Origin of the sequence: Saccharothrix longispora (assembly GCF_030852425.1) — a bacterium.
Classification (GTDB): Bacteria; Actinomycetota; Actinomycetes; order Mycobacteriales; family Pseudonocardiaceae; genus Actinosynnema; species Actinosynnema longispora.
On record NZ_NSDM01000016.1, the window covers coordinates 19622 to 40171 of the forward strand.

Below are 20550 nucleotides of genomic sequence, written 5' to 3' on the forward strand. Positions count from 1 at the left end.
ACCCATGCGGGTCACCACACGTACGAGGGATGCGCGACCCCCCGAAAGGGATTCACAGGCGGCGGTTCGCGAGGACCGGCAGCGTGCGCCGGGCGGCCTCGACCGATTCCGCGTCGACGTCGACGAGCAGGGTCCCGGGTTCGCCCGCCAGCTGCCCGACCACCGCGCCCAGCGGCGAGGCGGCCGTGCTGAAGCCGACGCCCGTCGGCGCGCCGCCGTGGTCGGTCGCCGGGTCGGCCTGGCCGCAGGCCAGCACCCACGACGTGCAGTCCAGCGCCCGTGCGCGCACCAGCAGCTCCCACTGCTCCCGCTTGCCCGGGCCGGCGCCCCACGACGCGCACACCAGCACCACCGACGCGCCCCGGTCCGCCAGCGCCCGGAACAGCTCCGGGAACCGCACGTCGTAGCAGGTGGCCAGGCCCAGCACGACCCCGTCCACCTCGACCGCCACCACCGACGACCCCGGCGCCACGGTGCGCGACTCGGTGAAGCCGAACGCGTCGAACAGGTGGATCTTGTCGTAGCCCACGTGGTGCCCACCGCCGGTCACCAGCAGGGTGTTCGCCACGCGGCCGTCGGGCGCGGGCGTGAACATGCCCGCCACGACCACCACGCCGTGCTCGCGGGCGACGTCGCGCACCGCCGTCGCCCACGGTCCGCCCAGCGGTTCGGCGACCGGTCCGAGCGGCACCCCGAACCGGCACATCGCCGCCTCGGGGAACACGACCACGCGGGCGCCGTCGGCCGCCGCGCGCGCCGTCCCCTCCCGCACCAGGTCGAGGTTGGCCGCCGGGTCGGTGGAGGAGCTGATCTGGCACAGGGCGACACGCATGCCACCCACTCTAGGTAGTGTCGGGAACCGTGCGCTCCCTCCTGCCCCCGCTCGTCCTCACCGCCCTCGCCCTCGTCGCCGCGGGGTGCACGGGCGGCCCGACGCAGAGCGCCGAGGGAACCCCGGACGGCAGCTCGATCGTGCTCGCCGACCCGGAGGAGCCGACCTCGCTGAACCCGCTGCTCGGCTACGGCCGCGGCGGCGTCTCCAAGATCTACGACGGCCTGGTCGAGCACCGCGCGGACGGCAGCGTGCGGCCCCAGCTCGCCGCCGAACCGCCCGAGCCCGCCGCGGACGGCCTGAGCTGGACCGTCACCCTGCGCGAGGGCGTGACGTTCGCCGACGGCACGACGTTCGGCCCCGAGGACGTCCTGGCCACCTACCGGGCGCTGCTGGACCCGGCCACCGGCTCGACCGAGCGGGCCGGGTACGCCGGCCTGACCGGCGTGGAGCAGCTCGACGTGCACACGGTCCGGTTCACCCTGGCGCACACCTGGGCCGCGTTCCCGCACCTGCTCACGCTCGGCATCCTGCCCAGCGAGGCGCTCGGCGTGCCGCTGGCCGACGTCCGACCGGTCGGCACCGGCCCGTACAAGCTGGTGGAGTGGAAGAAGGGCGACCGGATGGTGCTGGAGGCCAACGCCTCCCACTTCGCCGGCGAGCCCCGCATCCGCAAGCTCACCGTGGTGTTCGTGCCGGACGACAACACCCGCGCCCAGCGCATGCGCGCGGGCGAGTTCGACGGCGCCGAGCTGCCGCCGCGCCTCGCGGACGAGTCCGACGGCGACGGGCTGCGCGTCATCACGCACCGCAGCGCCGACCTGCGCTCCGTCACCCTGCCCACCGGCCCGGTGACCGGCGACGGCGCGATCCGGATGGCGCTCAACCACGCCGTCGACCGGCGGGGCCTGGTCGACGGCCTGCTCGGCGGCAAGGGCAGCCCGGCGAGCACGCCGGTGCCGGACGCCCTGCCGGAGTTCCTCGACCCCGACGCGGAGTTCCCCCACGACGAGGTGCTGGCCAACCTCCTGCTGGACCAGGCCGGCTGGGCGCGCGGCGCGGACGGCGTGCGCGTGCGCGACGGCGTGCCCGCCCGGTTCACCCTGATGTACCCGCTCGGCGACGCGGTCCGCGCCGACCTGGCCACCGCGTTCGCCGCGGACGCCAAGGCGGTCGGCGTGGACGTGCAGCTCGCGGGCCTGGGCCGGGAGGCGATCGCCGGCCGGCTCGGCGCGGACGCCCTGCTGCACGGCGGCGGCTCGCCGTTCGACCCCGACCCGACGACCTACCCGGTGCTGCACACCGGCAACCCGTGGGGCTACTCGAACCCGCGGGTCGACGCCGCCCTGGACACCGGGCGGACGCTGCTGGACCCGGCGCAGCGGGCGGCGGCGTACAAGCAGTTCCAGCGGGCCTACCTGGCCTCGCCGGGCATGGTCGTGCTGGCGTCCGTGCAGCACGCGTACGTGGTGCGGGAGAACTGGACCGGCTACCAGCCCGTGGTGGACCCGCACGTGCACGGCGCGCTGTCGTGGGGACCCTGGTGGAACCTGGAGAAGTGGGCGCCCCGATGACGATCTTCCTGGACTCGGCCGGCTCCTCCCTCCCGCCGCGGGAGGTCGTGGACGAGGTCGTCGCGCACCTGCGCCGGGAGGCCGAGGTCGGCGGGTACCTGGCCGCGGAGGAGCGCGAGGCCGACCTGGAGGCCGGGTACGGCCTGGTCGCCGAGCTGCTGGGCGCGCGGCCGGACGAGGTCGCGTTCACCGACAGCGCGACCCGGTCGTGGCTGACCGCGTTCGACGCCGTGCCGCTGGCCGAGGGCGACCGGGTGCTCATCAGCGAGGCCGAGTACGCGGGCACCGCCATCCCGATCCTGCGCCGGACGCGGGAGGTGGGCGCGGTCGCCGAGGTCGTGCCGTCCGACCCGCGCGGGCAGGTGGACCTCGACGCGCTGACCGCGATGCTCGACGAGCGGGTCAAGCTCGTCTCGCTGACCCACGCGCCCACGAACAGCGGCCTGGTCAACCCGGCGCGCGAGGTCGCCGCCGCCGCGCACGAGGTGGGCGCGCTGGTGCTGCTCGACGCGTGCCAGTCGATCGGGCAGCTGCCGGTGCGCGCGGACGAGCTGGGCGTCGACGTGGTCACCGGCACCGGCCGCAAGTGGCTGCGCGGCCCGCGCGGCACCGGCGTGCTGGTGGTGCGGCGCGCGGCGGCGGAGGTGCTGCGCCCCCGGCTCGTCGACCTGCACGGGGCGCGGTGGACCGGGCCCGGCGAGGTCCGGCTGCGCGAGGACGCCCGCGTGCACGAGGTGTGGGAGACGAGCGTCGCCGACCGGCTCGGCCTGCTCGCCGCCGTGCGCCACGCCCTGGCCAAGGGCCTCGACGTGATCGAGCGCGAGGTCGGCGAACGCGCCGGGCGGCTGCGCGACGGCCTGTCCGCGCTGTCCGGCGTGACCGTCCGCGACATCGGCGAGCGCCGCTCCGGCATCGTCACCTTCACCGCGGACGGCCTGGCCGCCGACGAGGTGAAGCGGCGGCTGGCCGGGCGCGGCGTGACGGTCACCGTGAGCGGCGCCCCCTCGACGCTGCTCGACATGACCCGGCGCGGGCTCACCGAGGTGGTCCGCGCCTCACCGCACTACTTCGTCGGCCTGGACGAGGTGGACCGGGCCGTGCGGCTGGTCGGCGAGGTCACCGCCCGCTGACGCGGACGTGCCCGCCGGGTTCCCCCGACGGGCACGTCTCCCGGGTGTCGCCGGTCAGCAGGTGCGGCCGGTGATGCGGGGAACGCAGTCGGTGTAGTCCAGCAGGAGCTGGACCGCCGTGTCGTTCCGCGCGGTCTGGGTCGCGATCTGCGTGTCACGCGGGTAGAAGCCGCTCGTGCCGCTCGCGGACTTCGGGTACATCTCGAACGTGTAGCTCCAGATCTTGTGCGCCGCCCACATCCAGTCGTCGACGCTGCCGTCGGTGACGTACAGGTCGCTGGCCTGCTGCGGGGTGTAGCCGTTCAGCGCGGCCATCCGCCGGCCCATCGTCTGGAACACGTTGGCCTGGGTGGCGTCCAGGCCGGGCGCGGTGTCGTTGTAGGTGTAGCCGTACGGCCACAGGATCAGCTCCGAGTAGGTGTGCCAGTCGATGTGCGACTTGATCTGCTGCACACCGCCGACCACGCGGCTGTTGGTGAAGTCCCGGACCCGGGCGACCTCCGGCGCGGAGAACGCCGCCGTGCCGCGGTAGGTGTCGGACGAGCCGCTGCCGCTGGAGCCGCCGCAGCAGCCCCACTGGTGGCCCCAGTTGCGGTTGGGGTCGGTGCCGACCGCCGTGGAGTTCGGCTGCCGGTTCTTGCGCCACGCGCGGAACGAGCCGGTGGCGATGTCGTACTCCGCGCCGTCCGGGTTGACGCTGGGGATGACCCAGATCTCCCGGCTGTCGACCGTGTTCCTGATCGTGCTGTTCGACGCGTAGTTGTCCGTGTACCGCTTGACGATGTGCAGGCACATCTCCACGGTCAGGTGCTCACGGGCGTGCTGGTTGCAGGTGAACAGCGCCTCCGGCTCGGCCTCGTCGGACCCCGGGTTGTCGCTGATCTTGACGGCCCAGATGTCGCGGCCCTGGTACGACTTGCCGATGCTGCGCAGGGTGAGCAGGTTCGGGTGGTCGCTGACCGCCTGGTTCAGCTCGGAGACCATCTCGGCGTAGTTGTGGTACCCCGTGTAGCCGGACGGGAAGTCCTGCGCGCCGACCTCGCCGGGAACGCGGTCGGTGAAGTCGGCCGCGCCGAGGGCGGCCAGCTCCGCGTCCGCGTCGCCCAGGGACTTCAGCCGCAGGCCGGTCGCGCGCAGCGCCCACTGCTGGCGGGGCTCCGCGATCACGGTGAGTGTGTCGCCGGACTGGCCGAGGACGTCGACCCCGGTCCGGGCGACCTTCGTCCGCGCCTCCGGCGTGGTGGCGGTGACCTCGAAGAGGGTCCGCTCGGGGGACTGCGCCGTCGAAGGCTGCGCCGACCCGGTGTGCAGGGGCAGCACCAGGGCCGCGCTCGCGACGATCGCGGCGGCCACGAGGCCGCGCCGCTTGGTGAACATCAAGCCTCCATCATCAGCAGGGTTTGCGACGGAGATGTGCCCACGCAGCGTCGCCCCTCGCTCACGGATCGAGGTAGCCCCCGTTTGTCGGGTTCGCCACGCGGCCCCGGGCTGACAGTTGACGGAATTGTCGACCGCTTACCCTTGTGGGCATGCTCAACCGCATCGACCTGCGAGGTCGAGTCCCGTCACCCGCCGAACTGCGTGCCGCGCTGCCGCGCGCCGAGGTCGACGTGGACGCGGTCCTGCATCACGTGCGACCGCTGGTGGACGACGTGCGCACCCGCGGCGTCGACGCGGTCCTGGAGCACACCGAGCGGTTCGACGGGGTCCGCCCGGCCGCCGTCCGCGTGCCCGCCGCCGAGCTGGAGCGCGCCCTGGCCGAGCTGGACCCGGCCGTGCGCGCCGCGCTGGAGGAGTCGATCGCCCGTGCCCGCGCGGTCCACGCCGACCAGCGCCGCACCGACACGACCACCCGGGTCGTGCCCGGCGGGACGGTCACCGAGCGGTGGGTCCCGGTGCGCCGCGTCGGCCTGTACGCGCCCGGCGGCCTGGCCGTCTACCCGTCGAGCGTGGTGATGAACGTCGTCCCGGCGCAGCTCGCCGGGGTCGAGTCGCTGGTGGTCTGCTCGCCGCCGCAGGCGGACTTCGGCGGCCTGCCGCACCCGGCCGTGCTGGCCGCCGCCGCGCTGCTCGGCGTGACCGAGGTGTGGGCGGTGGGCGGCGCGCTCGCCGTGGCCCTGCTCGCGTACGGCGGCACGGACACCGACGGCTCCGGGCTGGAGCCCGCCGACATGGTCACCGGGCCCGGCAACGTCTACCTGACCGCCGCCAAGCGGCTGCTGCGCGGCGTGATCGGCATCGACGCCGAGGCCGGCCCCACCGAGATCGCCGTGCTGGCCGACGACACGGCCGACCCGGTGCACGTGGCCGCCGACCTGATCAGCCAGGCCGAGCACGACACGCTCGCCGCGAGCGTGCTGGTGACCACGTCCGACGAGCTGGCCGACGCGGTGGACCGCGAGCTGGAGCGCCAGGTCGGGGCCACCAAGCACCACGAACGGGTGCGCACCGCGCTGACCGGTCCGCAGTCCGGCGTCGTGCTGGTGTCCACCCTGGACGACGGGCTGCGGGTCGTCGACGTGTACGCGGCCGAGCACCTGGAGGTGCAGACCGCCGACGCGCGCGCGGTCGCGGCACGCGTCCGCGCGGCGGGCGCGATCTTCGTGGGCGCGCACTCGCCGGTGTCGCTCGGCGACTACTGCGCGGGCTCCAACCACGTGCTGCCCACCGGCGGCTGCGCGCGGCACTCGTCCGGGCTGTCCGTGCAGACCTTCCTGCGCGGCATCCACGTGGTCGACTACGACGAGGACGCGCTGCGCTCGGTCGCGCACCACGTGGTGGCACTGGCCGAGGCCGAGGACCTGCCCGCCCACGGCCAGGCCGTGACGGCGAGGTTCCGCCGGTGAAGCCCGTCGGCGAGCGGGTGGAGTTGGCCGACCTGCCCCTGCGGGACGACCTGCGCGGACGCACCCCCTACGGCGCGCCGCAGCTCGACGTGCCGGTGCGGCTGAACACGAACGAGAACCCGTACCCGCCCACGCCCGGCCTCGTGGACGACGTGACCAAGGAGGTCGCCGCGGCGGCCGCCGAACTGCACCGCTACCCCGACCGGGACGCGGTGGCCCTGCGCGACGACCTCGCGGCCTACCTGGCGTCGGCGACCGGCGTGCCGCTGACCGCTGCCAACCTGTGGGCCGCGAACGGGTCGAACGAGATCCTCCAGCAGGTCCTCCAGGCGTTCGGCGGACCGGGGCGGACGGCGCTGGGCTTCGAGCCGTCGTACTCGATGCACCCGATCATCGCGGCGGGCACGCGCACCGGGTGGGCGCCCGCGCCGCGCCGCGCCGACTTCTCGCTGGACGTGGCGCGCGCCGCCGGGACCATCGCCTCCGCCGCGCCCGACGTCGTGTTCGTGACCAGCCCGAACAACCCGACCGGGCAGAGCCTCCCGCTCGACGACCTGCGGGTGCTGATCGAGGCCGCGCCCGGCGTGATCGTGGTGGACGAGGCGTACGCGGAGTTCTCGTCGCGGCCCTCGGCGGTCGGGCTGCTGGCCGACCACCCGGCCAAGCTGATCGTGAGCCGGACCATGAGCAAGGCGTTCGCGTTCGCCGGGGGACGGCTGGGCTACCTCGCCGCCGCGCCCGCCGTGGTGGACGCGCTGCTGCTGGTCAGGCTGCCGTACCACCTGTCGGCGCTGACCCAGGCGGCGGCGCGGGCGGCGCTGCGGCACGCCCCGGAGACGCTGGGGTCCGTCGCGAAGCTCGCCGCCGAGCGCGACCGGGTGGTGGCGGAGTTGACCGCCATGGGCTTCGCGGTGGTGCCGAGCGACGCGAACTTCGTGCTGTTCGGGTGGTTCGAGGACGCGCGGGCCACGTGGCGGTCGTATCTGGAACGCGGTGTGCTGATCAGGGACGTCGGCATCGCCGGACATCTGCGGGTGACGGTCGGTACTCCGGAGGAGAACGACGCGTTCCTCGCGGCGAGCAGGGAGGTTGACCGGTGAGCCGGGTCGGCAAGGTGGAGCGCACCACCAGGGAGTCGTCGGTGCACGTCGAGATCGACCTCGACGGCACGGGCAAGGTCGAGATCGACACGGGGGTGCCGTTCTACGACCACATGCTGACGGCGCTCGGCGTGCACGGGTCGTTCGACCTGGTCGTGCGGGCGACGGGTGACGTGGAGATCGACGCCCACCACACGGTGGAGGACGTGGCGATCGTGCTCGGGCAGGCGCTGCGCGAGGCGCTGGGGGACAAGGCGGGCATCCGCCGGTTCGGCGACGCCTGGATCCCCATGGACGAGACGCTGGCGCACGCCGCGGTCGACGTGTCGGGGCGGCCGTACTGCGTGCACGTGGGAGAGCCGGAGCAGTTCAACGCCTTCACGATCGGCGGGAACTACCCGTTCGTGCTGAACCGGCACGTGTTCGACTCGCTGGCGTTCCACGCGGGCATCGCGCTGCACGTGCGCGTGGAGTACGGCCGGGACCCGCACCACATCACGGAGGCGGAGTTCAAGGCCGTCGCCAGGGCGCTGCGGGCGGCCGTCGAGCCGGACCCGCGCGTCGGGGGCGTCCCCTCGACCAAGGGCGTGCTGTAGGTGTCCCAGTCGCTGGTGGTGATCGGGCTGCTGGCGCTGGCCGGCTTCCTGCTCGGTGGCGTGTACAGCACGTGGAAGACCGCGCGGGGCCTGTCGGTGGTGCTGGCGGTCCTGGCCCTGATGGCCGTGGGCGGCGCCGTCGCCTGGTTCGTCTAGACCGCGGCGCGTCGTTCGACAGTCCGGCGGGACGCTGTTGGATTGTTGAACGATGCACCGTGCCCCTGCTTGGCTGTCTGCGTATGGTTGGTCACATGTCGTCACCAGCCGAGGCCGCCGCGGTGGCCGGCCGTCCCCGCGAACGTGCTGACGCGGCCCGCAACCGCGCCCGGGTGCTGGCGGCGGCGGACGAGGTGTTCCTCGCCGCCGGCGGGGCCGTCGGGGTCACCATGGAGGACATCGCGCGGGCGGCCGGGGTCGGGCGGGCCACGCTCTACCGGCGCTACCCGGACGTCACCTCGATCGCGCAGGCCCTGCTGGACGAGCACGAGGCCGGGATCACGGAGCGCATCCTGGGCGGTCCGCCGCCCCTGGGGCCGGGTGCGGCCCCCGAGGAGCGGCTGGCGGCCTTCTACCGCGCCATGATCGCGCTGCTGGAGCGGCACCTGCACCTGGTGCTCGGCGCCGAGAGGGGCGGGGCGCGGCTCCGCGCGGGTGCCTACGGGTTCTGGCGGCGGCACGTGGAGTCGCTGGTCGACGACGCGCCGGCGGCGGTCGTGGACGCGCTCATGGCGCCGCTCGCGCCGGAGGTCTACCGGTACCAGAGACAGGTGCTGGGCCTGGCCGCCGACGACGTCGTGGCCGGGCTCGACTGGCTCACCCGGCGCGTCTACGCCGGCAGGGTGCTCACGTAGCGCGGCGGCACGGCCGAGGTCAGCCACACGCCGTTCGCGCTCACCCGGAACTCGTGGCCGTCGGCGCGCATCGCCGCCGCGTCCACCACCAGCACCACCGGCCGGCCGCGCCGCGACCCGACCCGCACCGCCGTCTCCACCGTCGCCGACAGGTGCACGTCGTGCCGCCGCATCGGCAGCAGGCCGTCCCGCAGGACGTCGGGCAGCACCGAGCCGACCGTGCCGTGGTAGAGCACCGCGGGCGGTTCCGCCACCGGCAGGCCCAGTTCGACCTCCACCGTGTGGCCCTGGGCGGCGCGGATGCGGCCGTCGACCACCTCGAAGCGCTTCTTGTCGTTGCGCGCCACGACGTCGAGCACGCGGTCGCGCGGCACCCGCAGCGCCGCGACGAACCGGTCGAGGTCCACCCAGCCCGCCGCGTCGAGGGTCAGCCCGGCCGACCCGGGGGCGTGCCGCAGCACCTTGGACATCCGCTTCGACAAGCGGACCACGTCGTTCTTCTCCTGCACGACCTCAAGTGCAGCACGCCGCACAAGCGGGTTTCACGTGCCGCCCTCGCTCGCGGGCTTCAGCTTCGGCGCGCCCGGCCCGTCCGCGGCCTGCTCGTCCCCGACGTTGTGCAGGTAGCAACTGCGCAGCGACAGGCACCCGCACCCGATGCACGACGTCAGCCGGTCGCGCAGCCGGATCAGCGCGTCGATCCGGGCGTCCAGCTCGGTCTGCCAGCCGGCCGACAGCCTGCTCCAGTCGGACTTGGTGGGCGTCCGGTTGTCGGGCAGGGCCGCCAGCGCGTCGCGCACGTCCTCCAGCGACAGGCCGACCCGCTGCGCGGTGCGGATGAACGCCAGCCGCCGGAGCACGGACCGCGGGTACCGCCGCTGGTTGCCCGCCGTCCGCTCGGACGCGATCAGGCCCCGTTCCTCGTAGAACCGCAGCGCGGTGTGCGGCACGCCGCTGCGCTCGGCCACCTGGCCGATGGTCAACATCTCCGGCAACTTGGCCACGTGCGCATCCTAGGTGTTGACCTCGACTTAAGTCGAGGTTGTTCGCTGGGTTCATGACGGTGCAGAGCGAGCCGGGTCACGCGGACCTCCCCGCGTTGTTCCGGCGCATGACGGGGGACGAGAAGCACGAGTGGGCGGCGGCGTCCACGCTCGACGTGCTGTGGGTGCTCTACGACCGGGTGCTGGACGTGTCGCCGGACCGGGTGGACGACCCGGACCGCGACCGGTTCCTGCTGTCGAAGGGGCACGGGCCGATGGTCTACTACGCGGTGCTGGCCGCCAAGGGGTTCCTGGAACCGTCCCTCCTGGACGACTGGACGTCGTGGGGTTCGCCGCTGGGACAGCACCCGGACCGCGTCCTCGTCGCCGGCGCGGAGATCGGCAGCGGATCGCTCGGCCACGGGCTCCCGCTGGCCGTCGGCACCGCGCTGGGCCTGCGGCTCCAGGGCCGCTCGGCGCGGACCGTGGTGCTGGTCGGCGACGCCGAGCTCGACGAGGGCAGCAACCACGAGGCCATCGCGCTGGCCGGGCGGTTCGGGCTCGACTCGCTGACCACCGTGGTGGTGGACAACGAGTCGGGCACGCACGGCTGGCCCGGCGGGGTGGCCGCGCGGTTCGCCGTCGAGGGCTGGCAGACGTCCACAGTGGATGGACGCGATCACGGCGCGCTGCACGACGCGCTCACGCAGGCCCACCCCGGTCGTCCGCTGGTCGTGGTGGCGAAGGTCGAGGGGGAGCGGTGAGCGGCATGCGGCAGGTGTTCGTGGACACCGTGGAGGAGGTCATGCGGCACGACCCGCGCGTGGTCGTCGTGCTCGCGGAGATCTCGCGCGACGCGTTCCGCCCGCAGGAGCGGGTGGTCAACGTCGGCATCCGCGAGCAGGCCATGGTGGGCGTCGGCGCGGGGCTGGCGCTGACCGGGATGCGGCCCGTGGTGCACAGCTACGCGCCGTTCCTGGTCGAGCGACCGTTCGAGCAGGTCAAGCTGGACTTCGGCCACCAGGACGTCGGCGGGGTGCTGGTGAGCATCGGCGCCTCCTACGACGACCCGGCGTGGGGTCGCACGCACCAGGCGCCCGGCGACGTGGCGCTGTTCGACACGCTGCCCGGCTGGACCGTGCACGTGCCGGGGCACCCGGAGGAGGTCGGCCCGCTCGTGCGCCGCGCGCTGGCGGGCGACGACCGCGTCTACATCAGGCTCTCGCTGCGGCGGAACGCGTCGCCGCACCCGGTGGTCGAGGGGTTCACCGAGGTGCGGCGCGGGGCCCGGGGTGTGGTCGTGGCGGTGGGGCCGGTGCTGGACACCGTGCTCGCGGCCACCGCGGGCGTCGACGTGACCGTGCTCTACGCCACGACGGTCCGGCCGTTCGACGCCGCCGGCCTGCTCGCCGCCGTCCGCGGGGGGCGGGCGAACGACGTGCTGCTGGTGGAGCCGTACCTGGAGGGCACGTCGGCGCACCTGGTGGCCGAGGCGCTGGCCGACGTGCCGCACCGGCTGCGGTCGCTCGGGGTGCGCCGGGACGCCGAGCTGCGCGCCTACGGCACGGCCGAGGACCACGATTCGGCGCACGACCTCGACGTGCCGGGTGTCGCCGCGGCCGTGCGTCGGATGTTCGGCCCGCCGGCGGCTGCGGCATGATCTCCGCCTGTGAGCGTGCCGAGAACCCTGATCTGGACACCCGCGCCGACCGCCGAGCTCCAGCTCAACCTGCACCGCGCGCTGGCCGGCCCGGCCGCGCTGGTGCCCGTGGCGTCCGGGACGGTGCTGCTGCCGCGCAGGCAGATCGGGTTCGCGGCGGCGGACGACCTGGCCGGGCGCGTGCGGGCGACCGGGACGTCGGCCCTCCTCGTGCGCTGGAGCCCGAACGGCGAGGTGTGGACCGACGGCGAGCAGGCGGGCTTCACCGGCTCGCCCCGCCGCCTGGTCGGCCTGCTGCGCTGGTGGCGCCTGGACGCCAGGCCGGGCCCCGCAGCCCTGCCGCCCGACGCGGCCGAGGTCAGGGCGCTGGTCGACGAGGGACGCGCCGACGCCTGGGTGACCACCCTCCCGACCACGGCCGGCCACCCCATCAACACCGTCCTCCCGGTGGTCCCGGTGACCGGCGGCTCCCCCCTCCCCTGACCGCGAGTCGTAGGTCCACGCCCCGCGAGTCGTAAGCTCGCGCCCCGCGAGTCGTAGGTCCACGCCCCGTGAGTCGAACACCTGCGGCCTGCCGAGGTCCGCTCGCGGTAAGGCCGAACGTACGACTCGCGGGGCGTGAACGTACGACTCGCGGGGCGTGGACCTATGACTCGCCGGGCTGGTCCACGACCCGGGGTAGGCTGGTGGTGTGGCACGAGTCGTCGTTCTGGACTACGGATCTGGCAACCTCCGCTCCGCCGAGCGGGCGCTCCAGCGGGTGGGGGCCGACGTCGAGGTGACGGCCGACCACCGTGCCGCGCTGGAGGCCGACGGGCTGGTCGTGCCCGGCGTCGGGGCGTTCGCCGCCTGCATGGAGGGCCTGAACGCGGTCAAGGGCGGCCGGTTGATCGGGCAGCGGTTGGCCGGTGGGCGACCCGTGCTCGGCATCTGCGTCGGCATGCAGATCCTGTTCGAGAAGGGCATCGAGCACGGCGTGCACAGCGAGGGCTGCGGCGAGTGGCCCGGCACGGTGGAGCGGCTGGAGGCACCCGTGGTGCCGCACATGGGCTGGAACACCGTGCAGCCGCCCGAGGGCTCGAAGCTCTTCGCCGGCCTCGACGCGGACACCCGGTTCTACTTCGTCCACTCCTACGGCGTGCGGAAGTGGGAGCTGAACGACACCGGCGCGCTCACGCCGCCGCTGGTGACGTGGTCCGAGCACGGTGGCGACCGGTTCGTCGCCGCGGTCGAGAACGGACCGCTGTGGGGGACCCAGTTCCACCCGGAGAAGTCCGGCGACGCGGGCGCGCACCTGCTGGAGAACTGGCTCAAGACCGTCAACTAGGCTGTTCGCGTGACTTTCACGCTCCTCCCGGCCGTCGACGTGGTCGACGGCCAGGCCGTCCGCCTCGTCCAGGGCGAGGCCGGCACCGAGACCTCCTACGGCAGCCCGCTCGACGCCGCGCACGCGTGGCAGCGCGACGGCGCGGAGTGGGTCCACCTGGTCGACCTCGACGCCGCGTTCGGCCGGGGGAGCAACCGGGAACTGGTCGCCCGCGTGGTCGGCGAGCTGGACGTGGCCGTGGAGCTGTCCGGCGGCATCCGGGACGACGCGTCGCTGGCCGCCGCGCTCGCCACCGGCTGCGCCCGGGTCAACCTGGGCACCGCCGCGATCGAGAACCCCGAGTGGTGCGCGAAGGCCATCGCCGAGCACGGCGAGAAGATCGCGGTCGGCTTGGACGTGCGGATCACCGGGGAGGGCTACCGGGTGGCCGGCCGCGGCTGGACGACCGACGGCGGCGACCTGTGGGACGTGCTGGAGCGCCTCGACCGCGACGGTTGCGCCCGCTACGTGGTGACCGACGTGAGCAAGGACGGCACGCTCACCGGCCCGAACGTGGACCTGCTGCGCGAGGTCTGCGCGCGCACCGACGCGCCGGTGATCGCCTCCGGGGGCGTGTCGAGCGTCGCCGACCTGGTGGCGCTGGCCGCGTTGGACCGCGACGGCGTGGAGGGCGCGATCGTCGGCAAGGCGCTGTACGCGGGCGCGTTCACGCTCCCCGAGGCGCTCGCCGCTGTGCGCGGCTGATCGCGTCGTCGATCTCCCGCACGACGTGCGCCTCCGCGGCCTCCCTGGTGACCCCCGTGTCGGCCAGGGCCGCGGCGGCGGTGCCGTCGTGCTCGGCGAGCAGGCCGAGCAGCACGTGCTCGGTGCCCACGAAGCGGTGGCCCAGGCGCAGTGACGCGCGCACGGCCAGCTCCAGCGCCTTCTTGCAGTGCGTGCTGAACGGCTGCGGGTCGGGTCGCTCGTGGACGGTCGGGTCCAGCCTCTTGAGCACGGTCAGCCGCGTGGTGCCCTCGGCGGCCTCCAGCTGGGCGATGGTCTTCGCGGCCAGGCCGCCGGACTCGTCGAGCAGGCCCAGCAGCAGGTGCTCGGTGCCGATCCGCGCGCTGAACCGGGCGTGGTGGCGGGCCAGCACGACGACCCGCCGCGCCCGGTCGGTGTAGCGGTCGAACGCGGCCGGAGTGAAGTCGGCCGACTCCTTCGGCACGAACCGCTTCTGCGCGGCCTGCTTCGTCACGCCGATGCTCTCGCCGATGTCCGTCCAACTCGCGCCCGACCGGCGAGCCTCGTCCACGAAGTGCCCGATGAGGTGGTCGCCCAGCTCGTCGAGCTGACCGCTCAGCTCCACGGCGGCCGTCAGCCGGCCGAGCGCGTCGGCGTGCTCGGCCGCGACGGCGACGATGAGGTCGGTGAGCTGCACCGGGGTGACGACCATGCGTCAACTGTAGGTTGACGCGCGAGAGGGCGTCAACTCCCGGTTGACGGGTGGATCTCGATGCCGACGGTGCCCTCCGGGCCGCGCCGCAGCCGGCTGCCGAGCAGGGTGATGCGGCCGAACAGGCCGTACTTGCGCGCGATCATCGACCGCACCCGCTCACTGCCCTCGCGGTCCATCAGGGACGCGCGGGCGGGCACCTGCTCGCCGGTGGGCCTGCCCCTGACGTCGCACGGACCGATCCGCACCTCGCCGTTGTTGCGGATGCGCTTGACCTTGCCCGCGTCGGCGGCCGACCACGCGTAGAGCGCGCTGCCGTCATGGGCCACCCACACCGGGGTGGGTACCGCCACGCCGCTGCGGCGGAACGTGGTCAGCAGCAGGTACTTGCCGTCTCCGAGGTCCATGCCCCCAACGTATGGGGGCCGGGAAAGAGCAAAGGCCCCGCCCCCCTGGTGGGGGACAGGGCCTCGACGTCACGTCAGGTCAGATGGCCTGGACGTTGGTGGCCTGGGGGCCCTTGGCGCCCTGGCCGACGTCGAAGCTCACCCGCTGGTTCTCCTCCAGGCTGCGGTAGCCGCCGCTCTGGATCTCCGAGTAGTGGACGAACACGTCCGCGCCACCGTTCTCCGGGGTGATGAAGCCGAAGCCCTTTTCGGAGTTGAACCACTTCACGGTGCCCTGAGCCATCTTCAAATCTCCTCATACTGCTGCCGCCGGGCGAACGCACCGACGGGGCCGGTCCAAACGCATGGACCCTGAGGAATCACACGCTCAAACGCGTTTCGCGAGCGTGGATGACACGGACACAAAACCTTCGACCTCGTACAGTTAAGCACACTTCGGGCCGGATGTCCCGCGCGAACCACGATCGGGTGATCCCCGTAGGCTTTTGCCCATGTCAGTAGCGGTGCGCGTGATCCCCTGCCTGGACGTCGACCGGGGGCGGGTCGTCAAAGGCGTCAACTTCACCGACCTCGTCGACGCGGGCGACCCGGTCGAGCTGGCGCGGGCCTACGACGCCGAGGGGGCAGACGAGCTGACCTTCCTGGACGTGACCGCGTCCTCCGGCGACCGGGAGACCACGTTCGACGTGGTCCGCCGCACCGCCGAGCAGGTGTTCATCCCGCTCACCGTGGGCGGCGGCGTGCGCACGCCCGAGGACGTGGACAAGCTGCTGCGCTCCGGCGCGGACAAGGTGAGCGTGAACACGGCGGCCATCGTGCGCCCCGAGCTGCTGGGCGAGCTGTCCCGCCGGTTCGGCGCGCAGTGCATCGTGCTGTCGGTCGACGCGCGCCGAGTGCCCGAGGGCGGGCGGCCCACGCCGTCCGGCTTCGAGGTCACCACGCACGGCGGCCGCGAGGGCACCGGCGTCGACGCGGTCGAGTGGGCCGCGCGCGGCCAGGAGCTGGGCGTCGGCGAGATCCTGCTGAACTCGATGGACGCCGACGGCACCAAGGCCGGGTTCGACCTGGAGCTGATCCGGTTGACCCGCGCGGTCGTGGACGTGCCGCTCATCGCCAGCGGCGGGGCCGGGCGGCTCGACCACTTCCCGCCCGCGGTGGCCGAGGGCGCGGACGCGGTGCTCGCCGCCAGCGTGTTCCACTTCGGCGCGCTGCGCATCGGCGACGTGAAGAACAGCCTGCGCGACGCCGGCGTGGAGGTCCGCTGATGCTCCACCCCCGCAACGCGCCGGTCGAGGTGTTCCTGGCGACCGCCATCGGCGGGGCGGGCGCGGCGCTGTTCGTGCTCATGGGCGTCGTGCAGTGGCAGGTCGAGGCCGACGCGACCTGGGTGCGGTTCCCGGTGGTCGTCGCCGTGCTGGGGCTGCTGGCGTCGGTCGGCCTGGCCGCCGGGTGGCGCCCCGCCCGGCTGACCGCCGCGTTCGTCTTCGGCCTGGTGGCCCTGATCCACCTGCTGGCCGTGCTCAACCAGGGCCCGGTGTGGGTCAGGGTGCTCTCCGGCCTGCTCTCCGCGGCCCACGTGTTCGCCGTGGTGCTGCTCAACACCCGACCCGCACTCATCCACTTCACCGGAGGACGCAGGTGACCAGCGCGCTCGACCCGTCGATCGCCGCCCGGCTCAAGCGCACCGAGGACGGCCTGGTGTGCGCCGTGGTGCAGCGGCGCGGCACCGGCGAGGTGCTGATGGTGGCCTGGATGGACGACGAGGCCCTGCACCGCACGCTGACCACGCGCCGCGCCACGTACTTCTCGCGCAGCCGGCAGCGGCAGTGGGTGAAGGGCGAGACGTCCGGGCACGTGCAGCACGTCCACGAGGTGCGGCTGGACTGCGACGGCGACGCGGTGCTGCTCGTCGTGGACCAGGTCGGCGGCGCCTGCCACACCGGCGACGCGACGTGCTTCGACGCCGACCTGCTGCTGGCGCCAGAGGAGCGGGCCCCGGCTAGCTGATGTCGCCGGTCAGGTAGCGCTGGAGGTTCGGCGCGATCGCCCTGACCATCGTGTCCACGTCGGCCGAGGCGAACGGCTCGATGCGCACCACGTACCGGACGATGCCCATGCCGAAGATCTGGCTGGCGGTCAGCGTGGCGCGCAGCTCGGCGTCGGACGAGCCGAGGTGGGCGATGACGCGCCTGAGCAGGGTCTGCACGAAGAACTGCCTGAGCACCTCGGCGACCTGCTCCTGCGAGGTGATGCTGCGGACCATGGCCGCGAACTGGCCGCCGCCGGTGGCGTCCCAGATGGTCACGAAGTTGCGCACGATCCGCTCGCCGATCAGCTCCGGCGGACCGTCGAGCAGGCGTTCGACCAGGGTGTTCGGGTCGATCGGGAGTTGGAGCACGGCCTTGGCGAACAGGCCCTCCTTGCCGCCGAACCAGTGGTTGACCATCGCCGCGTCCACCCCGGCCCGCGAGGCGATGGAGCGCACCGTCGCCCCCTCGAAACCGCGTTCGACGAACACCTCGCGCGCGGCCTGGAGCAGGGCGGCCCTGGTGTCCTCACCGCCCGCGCGGCGGCCTCGGCGCTTGGGTTCGGTGCGGTTCGGGCTGTGGTCCACGGCTCCATCATCGGTGACCGGCGCAAATCGTCCACCGCGTGGCGAATTCGCCCGGAGGCGGACCGGGGGGCCCGCATTGGGCACAATGTCGCCCATGGTGAGCGTCATCGGTGCAGGCGCGGGTCTGGGCGAGATCAGCCCGACGCGCGAGGAGTTCCGCGAGCTGGCCGCCGAGCGGCGGGTCGTCCCCGTGGTGCGGCGGCTCCTGGCGGACGCGGAGACACCGGTCGGCCTGTACCGCAAGCTGGCTGCGGACCGGCCGGGCACGTTCCTGTTCGAATCGGCCGAGAACGGCCGCTCCTGGTCGCGCTGGTCGTTCGTCGGCGTGCGCAGCGCGGGCGCGCTGACCGCCACCGGCGGCGAGGCGCACTGGATCGGGCCGCACCCCGTCGGCCTCCCCGAGGGCGGCGACCCGATGGCGGCGCTGCGCGAGACCATCGAGGTGCTGCGCACCGACCCGCTGCCCGGCCTGCCCCCGCTGACCGGCGGCATGGTCGGCTACATCGGCTACGACGCCGTGCGCCGCCTGGAGCGGCTGCCGGACCTCGCCGAGGACGACCTGCGGGTCCCCGAACTCGTCATGCTGCTCGCCACCGACCTCGCCGCCCTGGACCACCACGAGGGCACGGTCACGCTCATCGCCAACGCCATCAACTGGGACGACTCGCCGGAGCGCGTGGACGCGGCCTACGACGACGCGGTGGCCCGGCTGGACCTCATGACGCGCGACCTCCAGGCGCCCGCGCCCGCGACGGCCGCGGTGTTCTCCCGGCCCAAGCCGGAGTTCACCCGGCGGCGCACGCGCGAGGAGCACCACGAGGTCGTGGAGAAGGCGAAGGCGGCCATCCGCGCGGGCGAGGCGTTCCAGGTCGTGCTGTCGCAGCGGTTCGAGATGCGCACCACCGCCGACCCGCTGGACGTCTACCGCGTGCTGCGCACGTCCAACCCCAGCCCGTACATGTACCTGCTGCGGCTCGACGACTTCGACATCGTCGGGTGCAGCCCCGAGTCCCTGGTCACGGTGCGCGACGGCAAGGCGACCACCCACCCGATCGCGGGCACCCGGTGGCGCGGTGTGGACGAGGAGGAGGACGCGCTGCTGGAGAAGGACCTGCTGGCCGACCACAAGGAGCGCGCCGAGCACCTCATGCTCGTCGACCTGGGCCGCAACGACCTGGGCCGGGTGTGCAAGCCGGGCTCGGTGACCGTGGTCGACTTCTTCAAGGTCGAGCGGTACTCGCACGTCATGCACATCGTGTCCACGGTCACCGGCGAGCTGGCCGAGGGGCGGACCGCGTTCGACGCGGTGGCGGCGTGCTTCCCGGCGGGCACCCTGTCCGGCGCGCCCAAGCCGCGCGCGATGGAGCTGATCGAGGAGCTGGAGCCGACCAGGCGCGGCCTGTACGGCGGCGTCGTCGGCTACCTGGACTTCGCGGGCGACGCGGACACCGCCATCGCCATCCGGACCGCCCTGGTGCGCGACGGCGTGGCGTACGTGCAGGCGGGCGGCGGGATCGTGGCCGACTCGGACCCGGTCGCCGAGGACAACGAGTGCCTGAACAAGGCGGGCGCGGTCCTGTCGGCCATCGCCACGGCGCAGACCATGGCCCCGGCGGCGGACCCGGCCGGTGTCTGAGCCCGAGTCCGTCCCCCCGGTCCCCGAAGCCGACCCCGAAGCCGCGGCGGCGCGGCGGCGGGCGGCCCTGCGCCGTCCACTGTGGATCGCCGTGCTGCTGCTCGTGCTCGCCGCGGGCGCCCTGTGGGTCACCTCGACCATGACGTGGGGCGCCACCCGCGTGAAGCCGGACGCGACCGGCGCCGAGGTGCAGCCCGCGCTCGTGCCGATGGCGCTGTTCTGCGTGGCGGCCGTGGCCGCCGCCGTGGCGCTCGCGGGCTGGATGCGCCGCGTGCTGGGCGCGTTGGTGGTGCTCGCGGCCATCGTGGTCAGCCGGGTGGTCGTCGCGGCCTCGCCGCCGGCCGGGGCGTACGCCGTCGCCCTCGCGGGCGTGCTGCTGATGGCCGCGGCCGGGCTGCTGCTGCTGGTCAGGGGCGCGGCGATGCCCCGCTTGGGCGGCGGCTACCAGACGCCCGGCGCGGCGCGGCGGAACGCCGACCCCGAGCGCGAGCTGTGGAACGCCCTGGAGCGCGGTGACGACCCGACGGACCGCGACTGACGCCCCGGTGGCCCCCGGGTGACCGGCCGATGCCGCACGTTCGCGCACGTGGGCCCGTGAGGACCCCGGTCAGCAGGGCGAACGCGGTGACCCCCGGTGGCCGGACGCGGTCCGTGACGGGGTTAGCATCCTCGTGGCGGGAAGGGGAGCGTGACGTGCGGGAGCTTGCGAGGGAACCGGAAGGTCCGACGGAGCCGGGCGAGGTGCTCGGATGACCGTTCTCGAGTCGATCATCGAAGGTGTCCGCGAGGACCTCGCCGTGCGCGAGGCGGCACTGCCCTTCGACGCGCTGAGGGCGCAGGCGGCCAAGGTGTCGCCGCCGCAGGACGTGATGGCGGTCCTGCGCGGACCGGGCGTGGGCGTGATCGCCGAGGTCAAGAGGCGCAGTCCCTCGAAGGGGGCGCTGGCCGACATCCCGGAGCCCGCGGAGCTGGCCGTCCAGTACGAGCTGGGCGGTGCGCGGTGCATCAGCGTGCTGACCGAGCAGCGCCGCTTCGGCGGGTCGCTGGCCGACTTCGACGCGGTGCGCGCGGCGGTGGGGGTCCCCCTGCTGCGCAAGGACTTCATCGTCAGCCCGTACCAGGTGCACGAGGCGCGCCTGCACGGCGCCGACCTGGTGTTGCTGATCGTGGCGGCGCTGGAGCAGAACGCGCTGGTGTCGCTGCTGGACCGGGTCGAGTCGCTGGGCATGACCGCCCTGGTCGAGGTGCACACGGCCGAGGAGGCCGACCGGGCGCTGGAGGCGGGGGCGAGCGTGATCGGCGTGAACGCCCGCAACCTGCACACCCTGGAAGTGGACAAGGACGTCTTCGGGCGGATCGCGCCCGGCCTGCCCTTCGACACCATCAAGATCGCCGAGTCCGGGGTCACCGGGCCGGGCGACCTGATGTCGTACGCGGGGGCGGGCGCCGACGCGGTGCTGGTCGGCGAGAGCCTGGTGACGAGCGGCGACCCCAAGGTCGCGGTGAACAAGCTGGTGACGGCGGGGTCGCACCCCGCGTGCCCCCGGCCCAGCCGGTAG

At 73.8% G+C, this 20550-nt stretch carries 26 protein-coding genes; 18 read left to right on the forward strand and 8 right to left on the reverse strand.

The genetic code is table 11. The annotated features are described in order from the left end of the window. Positions 1–52: 52 nt before the first annotated feature. Entirely contained in the window at positions 53–832 is a 780-nt protein-coding gene (locus tag CKY47_RS30410; RefSeq protein ID WP_306749763.1) for a carbon-nitrogen hydrolase family protein, read from the reverse strand. A 29-nt stretch (positions 833–861) separates the two neighbouring features. Between CKY47_RS30410 and CKY47_RS30415 the strand changes: the two genes are divergently transcribed. Then, the gene (locus CKY47_RS30415; protein WP_306749764.1) at positions 862–2406 is read left to right on the forward strand and encodes an ABC transporter substrate-binding protein; all 1545 of its coding nucleotides are present in this window, start codon (positions 862–864) and stop codon (positions 2404–2406) included. Further along, complete coding sequence (locus CKY47_RS30420; protein WP_306749765.1) at positions 2403–3536, forward strand: aminotransferase class V-fold PLP-dependent enzyme; 1134 nt, start codon at positions 2403–2405, stop codon at positions 3534–3536. Before CKY47_RS30415 ends, CKY47_RS30420 begins: the two co-directional genes overlap by 4 nt. A gap of 54 nt (positions 3537–3590) precedes the next feature. Here the strand turns inward: CKY47_RS30420 and CKY47_RS30425 are convergent, their stop codons facing one another. Next, positions 3591–4913, reverse strand: coding sequence for a M14 family metallopeptidase (locus tag CKY47_RS30425; RefSeq protein ID WP_306749766.1), 1323 nt, complete (start codon positions 4911–4913; stop codon positions 3591–3593). Positions 4914–5065: 152 nt separating this feature from the next. Between CKY47_RS30425 and hisD the strand changes: the two genes are divergently transcribed. From hisD to CKY47_RS30450, 5 genes are all read left to right on the forward strand, one after another. Further along, the gene (gene hisD, locus CKY47_RS30430; protein WP_306749767.1) at positions 5066–6382 is read left to right on the forward strand and encodes a histidinol dehydrogenase; all 1317 of its coding nucleotides are present in this window, start codon (positions 5066–5068) and stop codon (positions 6380–6382) included. Continuing rightward, positions 6379–7482, forward strand: a complete 1104-nt coding sequence (locus CKY47_RS30435; protein WP_306749768.1) for a histidinol-phosphate transaminase — start codon at positions 6379–6381, stop codon at positions 7480–7482. The genes hisD and CKY47_RS30435 overlap by 4 nt, the downstream gene beginning before the upstream one ends. Then, a complete protein-coding gene (hisB, locus tag CKY47_RS30440) occupies positions 7479–8078 on the forward strand; it encodes an imidazoleglycerol-phosphate dehydratase HisB (RefSeq protein WP_306749769.1) in 600 nt (199 codons plus the stop codon). Before CKY47_RS30435 ends, hisB begins: the two co-directional genes overlap by 4 nt. Beyond that, positions 8079–8234, forward strand: a complete 156-nt coding sequence (locus CKY47_RS30445) for a CG2302 family histidine operon protein (RefSeq protein WP_306749770.1) — start codon at positions 8079–8081, stop codon at positions 8232–8234. 95 nt (positions 8235–8329) lie between these two features. After that, positions 8330–8929, forward strand: a complete 600-nt coding sequence (locus CKY47_RS30450) for a TetR/AcrR family transcriptional regulator (RefSeq protein ID WP_306749771.1) — start codon at positions 8330–8332, stop codon at positions 8927–8929. On the opposite strand, the gene CKY47_RS30455 is transcribed toward CKY47_RS30450, so the two are convergent. Then, positions 8905–9438: an RNA 2'-phosphotransferase gene (locus tag CKY47_RS30455; RefSeq protein ID WP_306749772.1), complete on the reverse strand. Its 534-nt coding sequence runs from the start codon at positions 9436–9438 to the stop codon at positions 8905–8907. The two genes, CKY47_RS30450 and CKY47_RS30455, sit on opposite strands and share 25 nt — an antisense overlap. A 33-nt stretch (positions 9439–9471) precedes the next feature. Continuing rightward, a complete protein-coding gene (soxR, locus tag CKY47_RS30460; protein WP_306749773.1) occupies positions 9472–9933 on the reverse strand; it encodes a redox-sensitive transcriptional activator SoxR in 462 nt (153 codons plus the stop codon). Between the two features lie 53 nt (positions 9934–9986). Between soxR and CKY47_RS30465 the strand changes: the two genes are divergently transcribed. The 5 genes from CKY47_RS30465 to priA all read left to right on the forward strand — a co-directional run bounded on the left by CKY47_RS30465 (position 9987) and on the right by priA (position 13643). Then, on the forward strand, positions 9987–10676 hold the full coding sequence (locus CKY47_RS30465; RefSeq protein ID WP_306749774.1) for a thiamine pyrophosphate-binding protein: 690 nt from the start codon (positions 9987–9989) through the stop codon (positions 10674–10676). A 5-nt stretch (positions 10677–10681) separates the two neighbouring features. Beyond that, positions 10682–11572 carry a transketolase family protein gene (locus tag CKY47_RS30470; protein ID WP_306749873.1) on the forward strand — a complete coding sequence of 297 codons (891 nt, stop codon included), beginning with the start codon at positions 10682–10684 and terminating at the stop codon, positions 11570–11572. Between the two features lie 9 nt (positions 11573–11581). After that, positions 11582–12055, forward strand: coding sequence for a hypothetical protein (locus CKY47_RS30475; protein WP_306749775.1), 474 nt, complete (start codon positions 11582–11584; stop codon positions 12053–12055). Between the two features lie 208 nt (positions 12056–12263). Beyond that, a complete protein-coding gene (gene hisH, locus CKY47_RS30480; protein ID WP_306749776.1) occupies positions 12264–12899 on the forward strand; it encodes an imidazole glycerol phosphate synthase subunit HisH in 636 nt (211 codons plus the stop codon). Between the two features lie 9 nt (positions 12900–12908). Further along, positions 12909–13643, forward strand: a complete 735-nt coding sequence (gene priA / locus CKY47_RS30485; protein ID WP_306749777.1) for a bifunctional 1-(5-phosphoribosyl)-5-((5-phosphoribosylamino)methylideneamino)imidazole-4-carboxamide isomerase/phosphoribosylanthranilate isomerase PriA — start codon at positions 12909–12911, stop codon at positions 13641–13643. On the opposite strand, the gene CKY47_RS30490 is transcribed toward priA, so the two are convergent. The 3 genes from CKY47_RS30490 to cspE form a co-directional block, all read right to left on the reverse strand. After that, entirely contained in the window at positions 13606–14334 is a 729-nt protein-coding gene (locus CKY47_RS30490) for a Clp protease N-terminal domain-containing protein (protein ID WP_306749778.1), read from the reverse strand. The two genes, priA and CKY47_RS30490, sit on opposite strands and share 38 nt — an antisense overlap. A gap of 32 nt (positions 14335–14366) precedes the next feature. Continuing rightward, complete coding sequence (locus tag CKY47_RS30495) at positions 14367–14741, reverse strand: PPOX class F420-dependent oxidoreductase (RefSeq protein WP_306749779.1); 375 nt, start codon at positions 14739–14741, stop codon at positions 14367–14369. A gap of 79 nt (positions 14742–14820) precedes the next feature. After that, the gene (cspE, locus tag CKY47_RS30500; protein WP_306749780.1) at positions 14821–15024 is read right to left on the reverse strand and encodes a transcription antiterminator/RNA stability regulator CspE; all 204 of its coding nucleotides are present in this window, start codon (positions 15022–15024) and stop codon (positions 14821–14823) included. A 208-nt stretch (positions 15025–15232) separates the two neighbouring features. Here cspE and hisF point away from each other — a divergent pair, with 208 nt between their 5' ends. The 3 genes from hisF to hisI are packed head-to-tail and all read left to right on the forward strand — an operon-like array spanning position 15233 to position 16748. Next, positions 15233–16006 carry an imidazole glycerol phosphate synthase subunit HisF gene (gene hisF, locus CKY47_RS30505; RefSeq protein WP_306749781.1) on the forward strand — a complete coding sequence of 258 codons (774 nt, stop codon included), beginning with the start codon at positions 15233–15235 and terminating at the stop codon, positions 16004–16006. Further along, entirely contained in the window at positions 16006–16383 is a 378-nt protein-coding gene (locus CKY47_RS30510) for a hypothetical protein (RefSeq protein ID WP_306749782.1), read from the forward strand. The genes hisF and CKY47_RS30510 overlap by 1 nt, the downstream gene beginning before the upstream one ends. Then, positions 16380–16748 (forward strand): phosphoribosyl-AMP cyclohydrolase, encoded by a 369-nt coding sequence (hisI, locus tag CKY47_RS30515; RefSeq protein ID WP_306749783.1) that lies wholly within the window; start codon positions 16380–16382, stop codon positions 16746–16748. Before CKY47_RS30510 ends, hisI begins: the two co-directional genes overlap by 4 nt. Here the strand turns inward: hisI and CKY47_RS30520 are convergent. Next, the gene (locus CKY47_RS30520) at positions 16741–17355 is read right to left on the reverse strand and encodes a TetR/AcrR family transcriptional regulator (RefSeq protein WP_306749784.1); all 615 of its coding nucleotides are present in this window, start codon (positions 17353–17355) and stop codon (positions 16741–16743) included. The genes hisI and CKY47_RS30520 overlap by 8 nt on opposite strands. 94 nt (positions 17356–17449) lie before the next feature. Between CKY47_RS30520 and CKY47_RS30525 the strand changes: the two genes are divergently transcribed. From CKY47_RS30525 to trpC, 3 genes are all read left to right on the forward strand, one after another. Then, positions 17450–18991 carry an anthranilate synthase component I gene (locus tag CKY47_RS30525; protein WP_306749785.1) on the forward strand — a complete coding sequence of 514 codons (1542 nt, stop codon included), beginning with the start codon at positions 17450–17452 and terminating at the stop codon, positions 18989–18991. Then, positions 18984–19529: a Trp biosynthesis-associated membrane protein gene (locus CKY47_RS30530; protein ID WP_306749786.1), complete on the forward strand. Its 546-nt coding sequence runs from the start codon at positions 18984–18986 to the stop codon at positions 19527–19529. Before CKY47_RS30525 ends, CKY47_RS30530 begins: the two co-directional genes overlap by 8 nt. Positions 19530–19740: 211 nt before the next feature. After that, the gene (trpC, locus tag CKY47_RS30535; protein WP_306749787.1) at positions 19741–20550 is read left to right on the forward strand and encodes an indole-3-glycerol phosphate synthase TrpC; all 810 of its coding nucleotides are present in this window, start codon (positions 19741–19743) and stop codon (positions 20548–20550) included.

Excerpts from the sequence above, each read along its gene's own strand:
- CKY47_RS30410 (WP_306749763.1), bottom strand. The coding sequence starts at position 832 with ATGCGTGTCGCCCTGTGCCAGATCAGCTCCTCCACCGACCCGGCGGCC.
- CKY47_RS30420 (WP_306749765.1), top strand. The coding sequence starts at position 2,403 with ATGACGATCTTCCTGGACTCGGCCGGCTCCTCCCTCCCGCCGCGGGAG.
- CKY47_RS30425 (WP_306749766.1), bottom strand. The coding sequence starts at position 4,913 with ATGTTCACCAAGCGGCGCGGCCTCGTGGCCGCCGCGATCGTCGCGAGC.
- hisD (WP_306749767.1), top strand. The coding sequence starts at position 5,066 with ATGCTCAACCGCATCGACCTGCGAGGTCGAGTCCCGTCACCCGCCGAA.
- CKY47_RS30450 (WP_306749771.1), top strand. The coding sequence starts at position 8,330 with ATGTCGTCACCAGCCGAGGCCGCCGCGGTGGCCGGCCGTCCCCGCGAA.
- CKY47_RS30465 (WP_306749774.1), top strand. The coding sequence starts at position 9,987 with ATGACGGTGCAGAGCGAGCCGGGTCACGCGGACCTCCCCGCGTTGTTC.
- CKY47_RS30470 (WP_306749873.1), top strand. The coding sequence starts at position 10,682 with ATGCGGCAGGTGTTCGTGGACACCGTGGAGGAGGTCATGCGGCACGAC.
- CKY47_RS30490 (WP_306749778.1), bottom strand. The coding sequence starts at position 14,334 with ATGGTCGTCACCCCGGTGCAGCTCACCGACCTCATCGTCGCCGTCGCG.
- CKY47_RS30495 (WP_306749779.1), bottom strand. The coding sequence starts at position 14,741 with ATGGACCTCGGAGACGGCAAGTACCTGCTGCTGACCACGTTCCGCCGC.
- cspE (WP_306749780.1), bottom strand. The coding sequence starts at position 15,024 with ATGGCTCAGGGCACCGTGAAGTGGTTCAACTCCGAAAAGGGCTTCGGC.
- hisF (WP_306749781.1), top strand. The coding sequence starts at position 15,233 with ATGTCAGTAGCGGTGCGCGTGATCCCCTGCCTGGACGTCGACCGGGGG.
- CKY47_RS30510 (WP_306749782.1), top strand. The coding sequence starts at position 16,006 with ATGCTCCACCCCCGCAACGCGCCGGTCGAGGTGTTCCTGGCGACCGCC.
- CKY47_RS30525 (WP_306749785.1), top strand. The coding sequence starts at position 17,450 with ATGGTGAGCGTCATCGGTGCAGGCGCGGGTCTGGGCGAGATCAGCCCG.
- trpC (WP_306749787.1), top strand. The coding sequence starts at position 19,741 with ATGACCGTTCTCGAGTCGATCATCGAAGGTGTCCGCGAGGACCTCGCC.